The 15,375-nt window shown below is 32.1% G+C and carries 12 protein-coding genes; 10 read left to right on the top strand and 2 right to left on the bottom strand.

Going from position 1 to position 15,375, the window contains the following annotated elements:
* Positions 1–86 precede the first annotated feature (86 nt).
* Positions 87–1,163 (bottom strand): histidinol-phosphate transaminase, encoded by a 1,077-nt coding sequence (gene hisC, locus V6137_RS13425; protein WP_425448459.1) that lies wholly within the window; start codon positions 1,161–1,163, stop codon positions 87–89.
* 276 nt (positions 1,164–1,439) lie between these two features.
* Between hisC and fusA the strand changes: the two genes are divergently transcribed.
* The 9 genes from fusA (at position 1,440) to disA (ending at position 14,085) form a co-directional block, all read left to right on the top strand.
* A complete protein-coding gene (gene fusA, locus V6137_RS13420; RefSeq protein ID WP_425448458.1) occupies positions 1,440–3,506 on the top strand; it encodes an elongation factor G in 2,067 nt (688 codons plus the stop codon).
* A gap of 395 nt (positions 3,507–3,901) precedes the next feature.
* Positions 3,902–4,360 (top strand): CtsR family transcriptional regulator, encoded by a 459-nt coding sequence (locus V6137_RS13415; protein ID WP_425448457.1) that lies wholly within the window; start codon positions 3,902–3,904, stop codon positions 4,358–4,360.
* 38 nt (positions 4,361–4,398) lie between these two features.
* Positions 4,399–4,905, top strand: coding sequence for a UvrB/UvrC motif-containing protein (locus V6137_RS13410; RefSeq protein ID WP_425448456.1), 507 nt, complete (start codon positions 4,399–4,401; stop codon positions 4,903–4,905).
* A 15-nt stretch (positions 4,906–4,920) separates the two neighbouring features.
* A complete protein-coding gene (locus V6137_RS13405; RefSeq protein WP_425448455.1) occupies positions 4,921–5,949 on the top strand; it encodes a protein arginine kinase in 1,029 nt (342 codons plus the stop codon).
* Positions 5,950–5,962: 13 nt separating this feature from the next.
* Positions 5,963–8,410, top strand: a complete 2,448-nt coding sequence (locus V6137_RS13400) for an ATP-dependent Clp protease ATP-binding subunit (RefSeq protein WP_425448454.1) — start codon at positions 5,963–5,965, stop codon at positions 8,408–8,410.
* 285 nt (positions 8,411–8,695) lie between these two features.
* Complete coding sequence (locus V6137_RS13395) at positions 8,696–10,636, top strand: M28 family metallopeptidase (RefSeq protein WP_425448453.1); 1,941 nt, start codon at positions 8,696–8,698, stop codon at positions 10,634–10,636.
* A 151-nt stretch (positions 10,637–10,787) separates the two neighbouring features.
* Entirely contained in the window at positions 10,788–11,252 is a 465-nt protein-coding gene (locus V6137_RS13390) for a hypothetical protein (RefSeq protein WP_425448452.1), read from the top strand.
* A 378-nt stretch (positions 11,253–11,630) separates the two neighbouring features.
* Positions 11,631–12,995 (top strand): DNA repair protein RadA, encoded by a 1,365-nt coding sequence (radA, locus tag V6137_RS13385; RefSeq protein ID WP_425448451.1) that lies wholly within the window; start codon positions 11,631–11,633, stop codon positions 12,993–12,995.
* 7 nt (positions 12,996–13,002) lie between these two features.
* Positions 13,003–14,085 (top strand): DNA integrity scanning diadenylate cyclase DisA, encoded by a 1,083-nt coding sequence (gene disA / locus V6137_RS13380; RefSeq protein ID WP_425448450.1) that lies wholly within the window; start codon positions 13,003–13,005, stop codon positions 14,083–14,085.
* Positions 14,086–14,232: 147 nt separating this feature from the next.
* Here the strand turns inward: disA and V6137_RS13375 are convergent, their stop codons facing one another.
* Positions 14,233–14,628, bottom strand: coding sequence for a nucleoside triphosphate pyrophosphohydrolase family protein (locus V6137_RS13375; protein WP_425448449.1), 396 nt, complete (start codon positions 14,626–14,628; stop codon positions 14,233–14,235).
* Between the two features lie 228 nt (positions 14,629–14,856).
* Here V6137_RS13375 and V6137_RS13370 point away from each other — a divergent pair, with 228 nt between their 5' ends.
* Complete coding sequence (locus V6137_RS13370; RefSeq protein WP_425448448.1) at positions 14,857–15,333, top strand: CarD family transcriptional regulator; 477 nt, start codon at positions 14,857–14,859, stop codon at positions 15,331–15,333.
* The last annotated feature ends 42 nt before the right edge of the window (positions 15,334–15,375 follow it).

The following is a 15,375-nucleotide window of genomic DNA, read 5'->3' as shown; positions in this document are numbered from 1 at the left end:
GACTGGGCATGCCCAGTCCCTCTTTACTCTGAACTCTGCTCTCTGACCTCTGTACAGAGCAAAGGCACCTTTGGTGTTTCTTTGTTCTATATAACTTCCTTAAGAAGCTTAATAAATTTCTTATTCTGGTCCATAGTACCTATTGATACTCTAATCCAAGTATCCTGCATAGGTCTAATGATCATTCCTTTTTTCTGAAGTTCAACAAATACTTCCTGCCCATTTTTATTTACATTAACGAATATATGGTTTGTTTCAGATGGTGCATACTTTAGTCCCATACTATCAAATTCTTTATATAGATACTCTTTTCCTTCTTTATTCAGCTCGTAACTTTTTCTTAAAAAGTCATCATCTTCCAGTGATGCTATAGCTGCTACTTGAGCTAAGGTATTAACATTAAATGGTCCCCTTATTTTATTAATGTTTGAAATTATCTCTTCACTGGCCATGGTATATCCTACCCTTAAGGAAGCTAAGCCGTATACCTTTGAAAAGGTTCTCATAATAATTATATTGGGATAATCATCTAGTAGTTCTATACTATTTTTAGGATAATCATCTCTAGTTACATACTCATTATATGCCTCATCATAAACTACAACTATATCACGTGGAACTTTATCTAAAAAGTTTATTAGTTTTTCCTTTGTAAACATGGTACCGGTGGGGTTATTTGGATTACATAACCAGATAATCTTTGTTTTATCAGTTATAGCTTCTAACATTCCCTCTAAGTCGTATGCCCAATCCTTAAGGGGAACTATAACAGGGGTTCCTCCCATCATCTTGGCTGTAGCTATGTATCTAGGAAAAGTAATATCGGCCATTATAATTTCATCACCTTTATCTATAAAGGTCTTAGAAATTTGATCTATCATTTCGTCAGAACCACTACTAGGTAGCACTTGACTCGGTTTAATATTTAATTTTTCAGCTATTTTTTCCTTTAAAAGTGTAGCATTTCCATCGGGATATAAGGCCAAGTTATCACATGCTTTTTTTATAGCTTCAATAGCCTTAGGGGAACACCCTAATGGATTTTCATTTGATGCAAGTTTTATAACTTCATCTAACCCATATTCCCTTTTAACATCTTCAATAGGTTTTCCAGGTTTATATGCCTGAAGATCCTTTATTTCTTCTCTAAAATTAATACTCAACTAGATTACCCCCTTATATTATTTTTTAAAATATTCTCAAATTAATTATAACATATTAATCTTAGTCATACATTAATTACTAAAGGCTAATTTAATATTATTTATGATAAATTTTAAGAAAATTGGAATAATAAAGAAAAACGGAGGTGTGGCCTATGCTAAAGAAGTTTCCAAAAACTATAAAAAATATTAATATTTAAAAGGATTTTTATTAAAGTTGTAGAATATTTATAATAATCAGAAAACAAACCAACTGATTGAGGGGGTAAAAAAATTATGAAAAGCTATAGTACTGATAAAATAAGGAATATTGGGTTATTAGGTCATGGAGGTTCTGGGAAAACATCCTTGGCTGAAGCAATGTTATTTGTATCTGGGGTATTGAAAAGAAAAGGTAAGGTAGAAGAGGGGAATACTGTTTCAGATTTTGATAAAGAAGAAGCAGAAAGACAGTTTTCAATTAGAACATCAAATATACCTGTTGAATGGAATAAATCAAAGTATAACATTCTAGATACTCCAGGATATTTTGATTTTGTAGGAGAAGTATTTAGTTCCCTAAGTATAGCAGGAGGAGCAGTAATAACGGTAGATGCAAGCAGTGGAGTAGAAGTAGGAACAGAAAAATCTTGGAAATATACTGAAGAGAGAAATATACCTAAAATTATATTTATAAATAAAATGGATAAGGAAAACGTTAACTTTGATAAAATAATAAAAGAGTTAAGGGAAACCTTCGGCAAAAAAATAGCTCCCTTTGCAATACCTATGGGATTGGGAGATGACTTTAAAGGATTTATAAATATAGTTGATTTAAAGGGTCGAGAGTATAATGGTAAAAAATGTTTAGATGTTCCAGTACCCGATGAACTAGAAGATACAATAGAACCCCTAAGAGAAATGCTTATAGAAAGTGTTGCAGAAAGTGATGAAGAACTACTTGAAAAATATTTTGAAGGTGAAGAATTCACAACGGAAGAAATCCATGAAGGACTTAGAAATGGAGTATTAAACAATGAAGTAGTCCCTGTCTTAGTGGGGTCTGCTACCAAGAATATAGGAGTAGAATCCCTTCTTAATATGATGTTTGATTACTTACCCACACCTAAGGATGCAGTGTCATATAAAGGTATAGACCCAAATACCGAAGAAGAAATATCTAGAAAAGTTGACGATAATGAACCATTTTCTGCATTAATATTTAAGACTATAGTTGACCCATTTGTTGGAAAAATATCATTATTTAAGGTTCGATCAGGAAGCATATCAAAAGATATGGAAGTATTAAATGCAAATAAGGATGAAGAAGAAAAAATAGGTAGTCTATTTTTAGTTAGAGGTAAAAAGCAAGTTGATGTTTCTAAAGTAGGTGCAGGAGATATAGGAGCTACTGCGAAACTCCAATATGCAGAAACGGGAGATACTTTATGTGATATAGACAATCCTATTAAATATCCTAAGATAGAATATCCTAAGCCATGTTTATTTAAAGCAATAGATCCTAAATCAAGGGATGATGAGGAAAAAATAAGCTCATCACTACATAAATTAGCTGATGAGGACCCAAGCTTTGTAGTTGAAAGAAATAAGGAAACAAAGCAACAGCTAATCGGTGGTCAAGGGAGTATGCAATTAACGGTAATAAAACACAAACTTAAAAATGACTTTGGTGTTGAAGTTGAACTAACAGTACCTAGGGTGGCATTTAGAGAGACCATCAAAGGTCAAGCGGATGTTCAGGGGAAACACAAAAAGCAATCTGGAGGAGCCGGTCAGTATGGAGATGTTCATATCAAGTTTGAACCAACAACGGAAGAGTTTGAGTTTGACGAAAAAATATTTGGTGGATCAGTTCCAAAATCATATATCCCTGCTGTTGAAAAGGGACTTAAGGATTGCATACAAAAAGGGGTTTTAGCAGGTTATCCAGTGGTTAATGTAAAGGCCACTCTACATGATGGCTCATACCACCCAGTGGATTCAAACGAGATGGCATTTAAAATAGCCGCATCACTGGCCTTTAAAGAGGGTATAAAAAAGGCTAGACCAGTGTTACTTGAACCTATAATGAAGTTAGAAATACTTATCCCCGATGAATATATGGGTGATATTATGGGTGATATGAATAAGCGTCGAGGTAGGATACTTGGTATGGAACCACAAAAGGATGGAACCCAATTGGTTATAGCAGAAGCTCCCCAATCAGAGTTATTTGAATATGCCATAGACCTACGTTCCATGACCCAAGCTAGGGGTAGCTTCACAATGGAATTTTCAAAATATGAAGAAATGCCAAGGGAGTTAAGTGAAAAGGTGATAGAAGATTCAAAGGTGAATGCTTAAAAATAAAGAATAGAGAATAAAGAATAGAGAATAAAGAATAGAGAATAGATAAGGTGCAAAGTGGCCCAGGGGCCACTTTGTATTATGTAGTGACTAATAAATATGTAAGGGCTAGGCATGCCTAGTCCACCTTTAAAACCATAGATATCATGATCACCAAATCTCTGCTCTCTGCACCTTGGACCCTGCATAGAACAAAGAAGCACCTAAGGTGCTCGAGTTCAATAGAAAAAATTAAATATAATAAGGAATTAAAAGATAAATTGAAATAAATGACTATAAAAAACTTTTTTTTAGGGTAAAATAAACAATATAAGACTTGAAAAAAATTCTTTTATGTTTTTTAATATAGTTAAGGTCAAAGAAAGTCAAAGTCAGAAAAACGGAGTGGTATTATGGCTAAAGTAAGTAATATTATAGAAAATTTTATAAAAACCTTATTAAAGGAAGCTGATAATGGAATAATTGAAATACAGAGAAATGAACTGGCACAACATTTTAATTGTGCTCCGTCCCAGATTAATTATGTTTTAAAGACTAGATTTGATTGTAACAAAGGCTATTATATAGAGAGTAAAAGAGGTGGTGGCGGGTATATAAAAATAATGAAGGTAAATATTAGTAGTGACGAATATATTAATAATGTAATAAATAATATGATAGATAAATCTATTACAAAAAATCAGGCTTACAATATAATAGACAGCTTTGTGGAAAAGGGATTGATAACAAGAAGGGAAGGAGCCCTCATAAAAACAGCAATAAGTGATAGGGTTTTATGTGTTGCCGGTAGCAATAAAAGTCAATTAAGGGTAAACATTCTTAAGAATATGTTGCTTATATTATTAAAATAGATTATATGTGTTAAAAAAAATAGTAAGGAGGAAGGGAAATGCTTTGTGAAGATTGCGGGAAAAATAAAGCTACGGTTCATTTAACTAAAGTAATAAATGGAAATGTCAATAAAGTTCATTTATGCGAAGACTGTGCATCAAAAAATAAAGACTTTAATTTTGATTCATCCTTTTCTATTCATAATTTCTTAACAGGACTACTTGAAGGGAGTCATAATGAAACTGTAGATTTTTCTAAAACGAAAAGTATAAAATGTGATACCTGTGGTATGACATATGGAAAGTTTAGACAAATAGGCTTATTTGGATGTGACGATTGTTATGATAATTTTAAAGATAAATTAAAACCATTGGTTAAAAGAATTCATGGACATAACACCCACATAGGAAAGGTTCCTAAAAGGGCAGGTGGGGTTATAAGAGTTAAAAAAGAGATAGAAAAATATAGAAACCAATTAAATTCCGCTGTAAAAAAAGAGGAGTTTGAAAAGGCAGTAGAATTAAGGGATAAGATAAAAGAACTTGAAGGTCAATTAGATAATTAGATGGGTGGTGATTTTGTGACTAAGTGGTTAGAAGGAAATGGTACTGATAGCGACATAGTAGTAAGTAGTAGAATAAGGCTTGCTAGGAACTTAGAAGATATTAAGTTTTCTCCAATGATGTCCCAGAAAGAGGCTGATAAAGTAACGGATATGATTAAAGATTCCGTGTTAGAAAGTAATACAATATTATCAAAGGACTTTCAATTTTTCGGAGTTGAAAATATTTCCCCATTAGATAGAAAAATATTAGTAGAAAAGCATATAATAAGTCCAGCTTTGCTTAAAAGACCGGAATACAGTGGCTTCTTACTTAGGGATGATGAAAAAGTATCAATAATGATAAATGAAGAGGATCACGTTAGGATGCAGGTTATATTCCCAGGATTTGAGCTAAATAAGGCATGGGATTTAGCAGATAAAATAGATGATGTGTTAGAAGAAAATTTAAAGTATGCCTTTGATGAACAGTTTGGATATATAACATCTTGTCCCACTAATGTTGGAACTGGACTTAGGGCTTCAGTTATGCTTCATCTACCGGCATTAGTGATGACAAGGTATATAAATAAGGTATTACAGGCTGTAAGTCAAATGGGTCTTACTGTTAGGGGACTCTATGGAGAAGGTACAGATGTTATGGGAAATCTATTCCAAATATCAAATCAAACTACAATAGGAGAAACAGAAGATGAAATAATAGAAAAATTAAAAAGAATAGTTAGCCAGATTGTAAATGGAGAAAGGGAATCAAGGGATAGATTATTATCAAATAAGAAAATTGAGATTGAAGATAAAGTATTTAGGTCCTATGGAGTTCTTACAAATTCAAGAATATTATCCTCTAAGGAATCAATGAAGCTATTATCAAATGTAAAAATGGGTGTTGATATGGGCATAATAAAAGATATAGACCCAAATAGTTTAAATAAGTTAATGATTATTACACAACCGGCAAATATACAAAAATATGCTGGAGAAAGTTTAAATGGCCAAGATAGAGATATAAAAAGGGCTGAACTAATAAGGGATAAAATTATAGGATAGGAGGTTATTATGTATGGCTATGTTTGGAAGATTTACAGAAAGGGCTCAAAAAGCTATAATGGAGGCTCAACAGGCAGCAAAGGAGCTTAAACACAATTATGTGGGAACGGAGCACATCCTATTAGGGCTTTTAAAAGAAGGAGAAGGTATAGCAGCTAAAACATTAAATAATATGGGAATGGATTTAAATAAAGTAAAAGCCACAGTTGTAGAAGCTGTAGGTGAAGGAAAGGTAGAACAAGAAATATTAGGGTTTACCCCTAGAACGAAAAGGGTATTTGAATTAAGTTTTATGGAAGCTAGAAATCTAGGTCATAATTACGTAGGAACAGAACATCTACTTTTAGGATTAATACGAGAAGGGGAAGGTGTTGGAGCTATAATACTTAAAAGACTAGGCCTAGATTCAAATAAGGCTAAAGAGGCAGTGGTTAAAATGCTAAATAGCAATTATAGTACTCCCCCTAATAATGGAGGAAATAACTCCACATATAATAAAGGAAAAACTAAAACTCCCACTTTAGATAAATACGGTAGAGATCTAACGGGAATGGCAAACGATGGTAAACTAGACCCTGTGATAGGTAGAGATAAAGAGATAGAAAGGGTTATTCAAGTTTTAAGTAGAAGAACTAAAAACAATCCATGTTTAATAGGAGAACCTGGTGTAGGAAAAACAGCTATAGCAGAAGGGTTAGCCCAACAAATAGTAGATGGAAAGATTCCAGAGTTATTAATTGATAAAAGGGTAGTCACCCTAGATTTATCATCAATGGTTGCAGGTGCTAAATACAGGGGAGAATTTGAAGATAGACTTAAAAAGATTATGGAAGAAATAAGGCAAGCACAGAATGTAATCCTATTTATCGATGAAATGCACACGATAATAGGAGCTGGGGCAGCAGAGGGTGCTATAGATGCATCTAATATATTAAAACCTGCATTGGCTAGGGGAGAACTACAGGCCATAGGGGCTACAACGTTAGATGAATATAGAAAGCATATAGAAAAGGATGCAGCCCTTGAAAGAAGGTTCCAGCCTATAACTGTAGATGAACCTACTATTGAAGATACAATTAAGATACTAGAAGGATTAAGGGATAAATATGAAGCCCATCATAGAGTAAAAATAACCGATGAAGCACTAAAAGCTGCAGCAGAACTATCTAAGCGTTATATTACCGATAGATTTTTACCCGATAAGGCAATAGACTTGATAGATGAGTCGGCTTCAAGAATAAGGCTTCAATCCATAACAGCACCATCGGACTTAAAGAAGCTAGAGGATAAACTGGAAGAACTATCCCAAGAAAAAGAAGAAGCTATAAACACTCAAAATTATGAAAAAGCTGCAAGTATAAGGGATAAGGAAAAACAAATAAAGGAAGAACTAGAAGAGAAAAAAGGTCAATGGAAAAAAGAAAAACAATCTAGTTCCAATGAGGTTGGCTATGAAGAAATAGCCCATGTGGTTTCTAGCTGGACAAAAATACCAGTTAAGAAGATGACCATAGAAGAATCAGAGAGACTACTAAAATTAGAAGAAATACTTCATAAGAGGGTAATAGGTCAAGAACAGGCAGTTTCAGCCCTTTCCAGCGCAGTAAGAAGGGCAAGAGTTGGACTTAAAGATCCTAAAAAGCCAATTGGTAGTTTTATATTTGTAGGGCCTACAGGTGTGGGTAAAACATATTTAACTAAGGCACTGGCAGAGGCACTATTTGGTGATGACGATGCAGTTATTAGAATAGATATGTCGGAATACATGGAAAAACACTCAGTTTCTAAGTTAGTTGGTTCTCCTCCAGGATATGTTGGATTTGATGAAGGGGGTCAATTAACAGAGAAGGTAAGAAGAAGACCCTACTCAGTAATATTATTTGACGAGATAGAAAAGGCCCATCCCGATGTATTTAATATACTACTTCAACTTTTAGATGATGGAAGACTTACCGATTCTAAAGGAAGGGTTGTGGACTTTAAAAATACAGTTATTATCATGACATCAAATGTTGGGGCTACAACACTGAAAAAACAAAAAACTCTAGGTTTTGCAGCACCTACTGATGAGGAAAAAGCAGAGTATGAAAAGATGAAGGATAATATAACTGATGACTTAAGAAGGACCTTTAGACCGGAGTTTTTAAATAGAATAGACGAAGTAATAGTATTCCATCAGTTAAATCAGGAGCATATAAAAGAAATAGTTAATCTAATGGTGGAAAAACTAGAAAAAAGGTTAAAGGATTTAAATATTCACATTAAAGTTACAGATAAGGCAAAAGAATATATAGGTAAAAAGGGTTACGACCCAGAATACGGTGCAAGACCTCTAGAAAGGTCCATAAGAAAACTAGTTGAAGATAAGTTATCAGAGGAAATGTTAAAGGGGAATATAACTAAAGATGACAATGTGGTTATAGATTATGATGGTGATAAATTAATATTTAATAAGGAGTAGTTATAAAGGTAAAGGGGGGCTTTAAAGCCCCCTTATATTTTTGTTTAATTTATATATGATTTAGTTATTGGGGAAATTCGTAATCCTTCGATAACTTGTTAGTTAGATGTAGGGTCTAGGCATGCCTAGACCGGTTTTTGATATAATAACATACTTTTCACCACACATTAATTAGAACTATAAAGTAAAAATGTATATATTTGACTTATTTTAGGGAATAAATTAAAATATAAAGTGCATAATGTATAGATTAAGTTTTATAAATATATTTAAGGAGAGGATAGATTGATAAGAAAATTAAAACATATAACCATTACTTTATTTTTAATAGTAATCTTATCAGCTTGTAATAATATTAAAACCCATGAAGTTTCAAAAGATAATAGTATAATAGAAGAATCCATTAAGTTCTTAACCTCCGATGAATGTGGGGGAAGATTACCAAACACAGAGGGCAATAAGTTAGCTAAAGAGTATATAGTTAAAAAGTTTAAAGAAATGGGACTCAAACCCTACCAAGATAATTACTATCACAGCTATAAGCAAAAGATACCTGTGATAAATAAAGATAATGTAGAACTAGAATTATTACTTTCAAAGGATAAAATAAAAATATTTAACTATGGAAAAGATTTTAGAGAAGGAGACATTATAAATACATATTTAGAACTACCTATATATATGGATAGTAATTCTACTAAAGATCATATTAGGCTTATAAAAAACTTTGAAGATATTGAAAAATTTGAGAAGAAGATCAATATCAAAGCTTTTTTATTGTTAGATGAGATATCTGATAGGTCTGCTCCTAGACTAAGTAAAGGGAAAAGAAGACCTATATTTAAAGTATCAAAGGATACATACAATATTTTAAAAGATAACATTGGACAGACTATAAAACTTTCTTTTAATTACAATGAAGAAGAAATAATGGAAGAAAACATAGTAGGTATAATCCCAAGTAAGGCTAGAATAAATGCCATAGTAGTAACGGCCCATTTAGACCATGTTGGGCGTATAAATGATACCATATGGAGGGGAGCTATGGATAATGGCTCTGGAGTATCGGTACTACTAGATGTGGCGGAGAGATTAAGCTCCAAACTAAAGGATAATAACTTTAATACTGACATAATATTTTCTACAACAAACAGCGAAGAGATGGGTTTAATTGGAAGTAAAAAGTTAAATAATCTATTGGTTAATAACTATCAAAGACTGATAAATATAAACATAGATTGCGTAGGGGAAAAGGATAATGAAGGTATTTTAATAGATGCAAGATCAGATGATAAAGAAAACTTAGAGATAGCTAAGGGACTAGAGAAAATATTTAATGAAAATAGTATTTCATCTAAGATTACCATAGGACAGTATCCCAGTGATCATAGATCCTTCAATATAGGGGTAAATATAAGTAATGATATAAGTGAGAGTCCAATTCATACCCCAGATGATACATTAGATAAGCTGGATTTAAAACAGATGTCAGTTATAGGGGAGAAAACAAGTCAATATATAATGAATTATCTAAGGGAAGATAAAACTAATATGGGTGCTAGGAAAATAAAAATTGCTAAAATAAATAATACATTACAGAAAGAAGAAGAAAAACTGGAGTTTGGACAGTTTAAATTAGTAAATATAGATGGTAGGAATCGCTTAATAGAAAATACAGAGTTTTTAGGTTCCATTGATGAGGCTAATAAACTTTATGATAATAAATTAAACTTTATACCTAAAACTGTGGGAAATATGAAACTAGACAATACAGATATTGTTGATAGATTTTTAGCAAAGGAAAAACCTAATGTAGAGGACTACTCTATAGATAAGATATATAATAAGGAAATGTCCATATATAATATAAACCACTTAAACCTAGGATATGAGAATGAAGATAATTCATTAAACTTTGGTTTGCAGTTTACTAAATATAATAAAAAAGATGAAGGAGATATGAATCTATATAAAATGAACTGTGGAGAAAAAGAGTTTATATCCGACGGGACATTAGATTATGGATATAGTATAAAATATACCGGAAAAAATAAGTCGATTACCTTTAAATATGAAACAAATGAAAACATATATACAATATATATTTGGGCGGGTAGTATAAGTAAGTGTAAAGATAAAAAGGAAATGTTAAATTTTATAAAAAATAATAAAATAGATAATGCTATTGATATTATATTTGACGGATTGATAGAAAATAAAGGGTAAAAATCATTGTGTCCCGATGGTTTTTGCCTTTTGTTGTTTAAAGATTAACTAAAGGGTTATAATCTAAACAATAACAAATTTTGTGCCTTCTATACATAAAATTATTGTAAATGATTTGTTAAAATTATATAAAACCAGTAGGAGGAATATTATGAAAAAAATATTTATTGATGATATAGAACTATTAGTGGATGGTTATGAAAGAGATCATATAAGAAGTGAATATACAAACAATAAACTTATTAGAATAAAATGTGAAACCAAAGTTAACGGTATAGATAATAGCAAAAAGCTTAAAGGTGTGTTAGGTAATAAAAATTTCACAGTAAAAATCCCCGATGAGAAACTAGAGTTTGAAGCAAGGCAAGGGGAGATAAGTTATGATTATAGTGATGGTAATGTTTTTAAGGACAAGAATGTAGATATAATACATATTTTAGAGATAATAGAGTTTGAAGAAAAAGCCGAAGAAATAAAGGCACAGATGAAGGCAGAGGATAGTAGAGTTGAAAAGTTAGAAAAGAAAATAGTCATACTAGAAAAGTTACTAGTGGATAAAAAAATTATAGATAGAGAAGAAATAAAAAGACTATCAGATCTTATGACAGAAATATAAATAAAGTGACCAGTTATGGTCACTTTATCTATATCTATAAAGGTAACCTTCGAATGAATTCAAAGTTACTTATGTTTAGGTGTAGGTTATAAGCTTAGATGATGTAGATGGGAATTCATTCCCTGTATAATAACATAGAGAAACCATTTCTGATTAATTTGTTTAAATATACTTATTAATCGTATTATAAGCACCGAAGGTGCTTATTGTTTTTTTGTATTTAATTTATAATTTACAATTTATAATTTAAAATTAAAAAGCCGTTAGGCTTTTTCACCTTCTTGCTAAATATACATTATTGATTTAAAATTAATAATAAATTATAAAAATCCATATAATAAGTTATAATTATATATGGTAATATTAGGAGGTTTTTTTGTGGCGAAGTTAAAGTCAAAGTATGTATGCCAAGAGTGTGGGTATGAAACCCCTAAATGGATGGGAAAATGTCCCGCCTGTAATGAATGGAATACCCTTGTGGAAGAGATTTATGAGAAAAATTCTAAAGTAAATATATCCAAGGAGTATAGTGAAACTAAAATCAAAAAATTAATAGATGTAAAGATAGAGGAAGAGGAACGGGTATCTACTGGGGTTGATGAGTTAAATCGTGTTTTAGGGGGAGGGGTAGTTAAAGGATCTCTGATACTGGTGGGAGGAGATCCAGGGATAGGAAAATCCACACTACTTATCCAGACTGCCAATAATCTTGCAAACAAAAAACTAAAGGTATTATATATATCCGGGGAAGAATCGGATAAACAAATAAAAATAAGGTCCGATAGGTTAGAAATAAAATCAAATGAATTATATATTTTATCAGAAACCAATATGGAGATAATAAGAAATGTTGTGGAGGATTTAAAGCCGGATATATTAGTTGTGGATTCAATACAAACGGTATATACCCCTGAGATCACATCGGCCCCAGGGAGTGTAAGTCAAGTTAGAGAAATCACTTCTAAACTTATGAAATTAGCCAAAACTAGGGAAATGGCAACCTTCATAGTTGGACATGTTACTAAACAGGGGTCAATAGCAGGACCTAGGGTACTTGAACATATGGTTGATACGGTATTATATTTTGAAGGGGAGAGACATCATACCTACAGGGTATTAAGAGCGGTTAAAAATAGATTTGGTTCCACAAATGAAATTGGTATATTTGAAATGAGGGATGTTGGACTTGTGGAAGTTAAAAATCCATCGGAGATGTTATTATCTGGCAGACCAGAGAAGTCATCGGGAAGTATTGTAGTTCCCAGTATAGAAGGTACTAGACCTATGCTAATAGAAATACAAGCCCTTGTAAGTCAAACGGTTTTTGGTATGCCTAGAAGGGTAGCCACTGGTCTTGATTATAATAGAGTGATACTAATGATGGCGGTTTTAGAGAAAAAAGCTGGTCTTCAAATGCAAAACTATGATGCTTTTATAAATATAATAGGTGGTATACAAATTAAAGAGCCGGCACTAGACTTAGGAATAGTATGTTCTGTGGCCTCTAGTTTTAGGGATGTTGAGATGGATTCTAAAACCGTAGTTATGGGAGAAGTAGGACTAACAGGAGAAGTAAGAACCATTAGTTTTATAGAAAAGAGAATAAAGGAAGCTGCAAAGTTAGGATTTAAAAGGGCAGTGATTCCTAGGGCTAATCTAAAGGGACTAAAGAATTATTCCGATATAGAAGTTATAGGAATTGATAATGTATTAGATGCATTAGATCTAGTTATAGGAGGTTAAATAGTAAATGAAAGAAGAGAGCATTAAAAAGGACGGCATATATGAATCTTTAAAGCTTTTAGCCCCAGGTACTCCACTAAGAGAGGGGCTAGAAAACATAGTGAGGGCTAAAACGGGAGCATTGATTGTTGTTGGGGATTCAGAGGAAGTATTAGATATTGTGGCCGGTGGGTTTAATATAAACAGTGAGTTTACTCCCGCAAATGTATATGAGTTAGCAAAGATGGATGGGGCAATTATATTAAGTGATGATTGTAAAAAAATATTATATGCCAATGCTCAACTCATGCCAGATCAGTTTATAGCATCAAAGGAAACTGGTATAAGACATAGAACCGCCGAGAGGGTGGCTAAACAGACATCGGAGCTGGTTATATCTATATCCCAACGAAGAAATATTATTACCCTATATCAGGGAAATAATAAATATGTATTAAAGGATGTTAGTAAAATATTAAATAAAGCTAATCAGGCTATACAAACCCTTGAAAAATACAAAGCGGTATTAAATCAATCTATGGCAAATTTAAGCGCCCTTGAACTGGAAGATTTAGTTACTGTATTTGATGTGACTAAGGTACTTCAGAGAACAGAAATGGTTATGAGGGTAGTAACTGAAATTAAAAAATATATATTAGAGTTAGGTAATGAAGGAAGACTTATTAGTATGCAACTTGAGGAACTTACAGGAGACGTAGAAGAGGATGGTCTAAATGTTATTAGGGACTATTATGTTAAAAAAGAGGATGTTACCTATAAGGATATAAGGAAAAAAATAATAAAATTATCATCGGAGGAATTATTAGACTTAAATATTATAGCAAAGTTATTAGGATACGACTCTGGAATAGACTCACTTGATTTAAATGTATCCCCAAAGGGATATAGAGTTTTAAATAAAATACCAAGGCTACCATCCACAGTTCTAGAAAATGTTATAGATATGTTTTCTTCGTTTCAGGAAATATTAAAGGCATCTATATCCCAACTAGATGCAGTTGAAGGGATTGGAGAAATAAGAGCTAGAACAATAAAAGAGGGACTAAGAAGAATGCAAGAACAGTCCCTACTTGATAGAAATATGCTATAAGAAATTAAGGGGTTCAAGTATGAACCCCTTAATAATTTTGTTACTAAAATATTCGTAATCCCTCAATAATTATGGATCGTTACCCAATCCCTGCACTTTGTATCCTGCACCCTGTACAAAACAAAGAAGCACCGAAGGTGCCTTTGTTTAATAAAGTCCATAAATGCCTAATCTTTTTATGTTTTTATATTCCTTTGAAATAATATCATATAAATTCACATCTAAAGTATTACATAAAGAAGCAATATAAAAAATATGGTTTCCCATTTCCTCTTCAATTTTTTCTTTACAATTTTCACATAGCTCACCGTTAACATGATTATCTAAGAAATCTTTAACTTCTGATAAAGTTTCTTTGTCATAATTTTGCTTATGGGCTTTTATTGACACGCAACCACATGAAGTCACAGACTTTATAACAGCCCTGTTTACTTTAGCATTAGATTCTTCTAATTTGGATATTATATCGAGTATACTTTTATGTCTTACTAACACATCTGAAACCTTTGTCTGAAAATCATCGCAAAGCAAGTCTTTTTCCATCAAATCACCTCGATTAAGTAATGTCTTTATATTAATTATAAGTATTGAGACAAGCTGTTGTCAATTTAAAATATTGGTATTTATGAAATTTAGTTCCCATCTAAAATTAGAATGATAAAATATTTGACAACATTTTTTTTGTATGGTAAAATAAATTATTTGACAAAATGAAGAAATTGTTATATAATCTATAATAGTATGTCGTGTATAATTTAGGAGGTTTGCTTTATGTTTGATATAGGTGATAAAATCGTATACCCTATGCATGGGGCAGGAGTAATAGTTGCAATAGAAGAAAAAGAGATTTTGGGAGATAAGAAAAAGTATTATGTAATGAAGATGCCTATGGGTGAAATGAAGGTTATGGTTCCTATTGACAATATGGAAGAAATAGGAATAAGAGAAGTTATTGGCAATAAAGAAGTGGAGCAAGTATTTGCAGTATTAGGTGATGATAAGACTAAGATGCCTAAAAACTGGAATAGAAGATACAGAGCAAATATGGATAAAATTAAAAGCGGAGATATTTATGAAATAGCTAATGTGGTTCGCAATCTTATGATAAGAGATAAAGAAAAGGGACTGTCAACTGGTGAAAGAAAAATGCTCAATAATGCAAAGCAAATGCTAGTTAGTGAGATAGTATTAGCAAAGGACACTGACCAAGAAGATGTGGAAAACTTAATCAATGAAGCAGTAAAATAGGCGTCTTTATGACGCTTGTTTTTTTAGATATAAGGGAAAAAT

The sequence above is a fragment of the Dethiothermospora halolimnae genome, assembly GCF_037577855.1.
GTDB classification, from domain to species: domain Bacteria; phylum Bacillota; class Clostridia; order Tissierellales; family VENL01; genus Dethiothermospora; species Dethiothermospora halolimnae.
The sequence above is the reverse complement of the archived record's forward strand: the minus strand, read 5'-3'. Positions and strand labels throughout refer to the sequence as shown.

Excerpts from the sequence above, each read along its gene's own strand:
- V6137_RS13400 (WP_425448454.1), top strand. The coding sequence starts at position 5,963 with ATGGCTATGTTTGGAAGATTTACAGAAAGGGCTCAAAAAGCTATAATG.
- fusA (WP_425448458.1), top strand. The coding sequence starts at position 1,440 with ATGAAAAGCTATAGTACTGATAAAATAAGGAATATTGGGTTATTAGGT.
- V6137_RS13390 (WP_425448452.1), top strand. The coding sequence starts at position 10,788 with ATGAAAAAAATATTTATTGATGATATAGAACTATTAGTGGATGGTTAT.
- V6137_RS13370 (WP_425448448.1), top strand. The coding sequence starts at position 14,857 with ATGTTTGATATAGGTGATAAAATCGTATACCCTATGCATGGGGCAGGA.
- V6137_RS13415 (WP_425448457.1), top strand. The coding sequence starts at position 3,902 with ATGGCTAAAGTAAGTAATATTATAGAAAATTTTATAAAAACCTTATTA.
- V6137_RS13375 (WP_425448449.1), bottom strand. The coding sequence starts at position 14,628 with ATGGAAAAAGACTTGCTTTGCGATGATTTTCAGACAAAGGTTTCAGAT.
- V6137_RS13410 (WP_425448456.1), top strand. The coding sequence starts at position 4,399 with ATGCTTTGTGAAGATTGCGGGAAAAATAAAGCTACGGTTCATTTAACT.
- disA (WP_425448450.1), top strand. The coding sequence starts at position 13,003 with ATGAAAGAAGAGAGCATTAAAAAGGACGGCATATATGAATCTTTAAAG.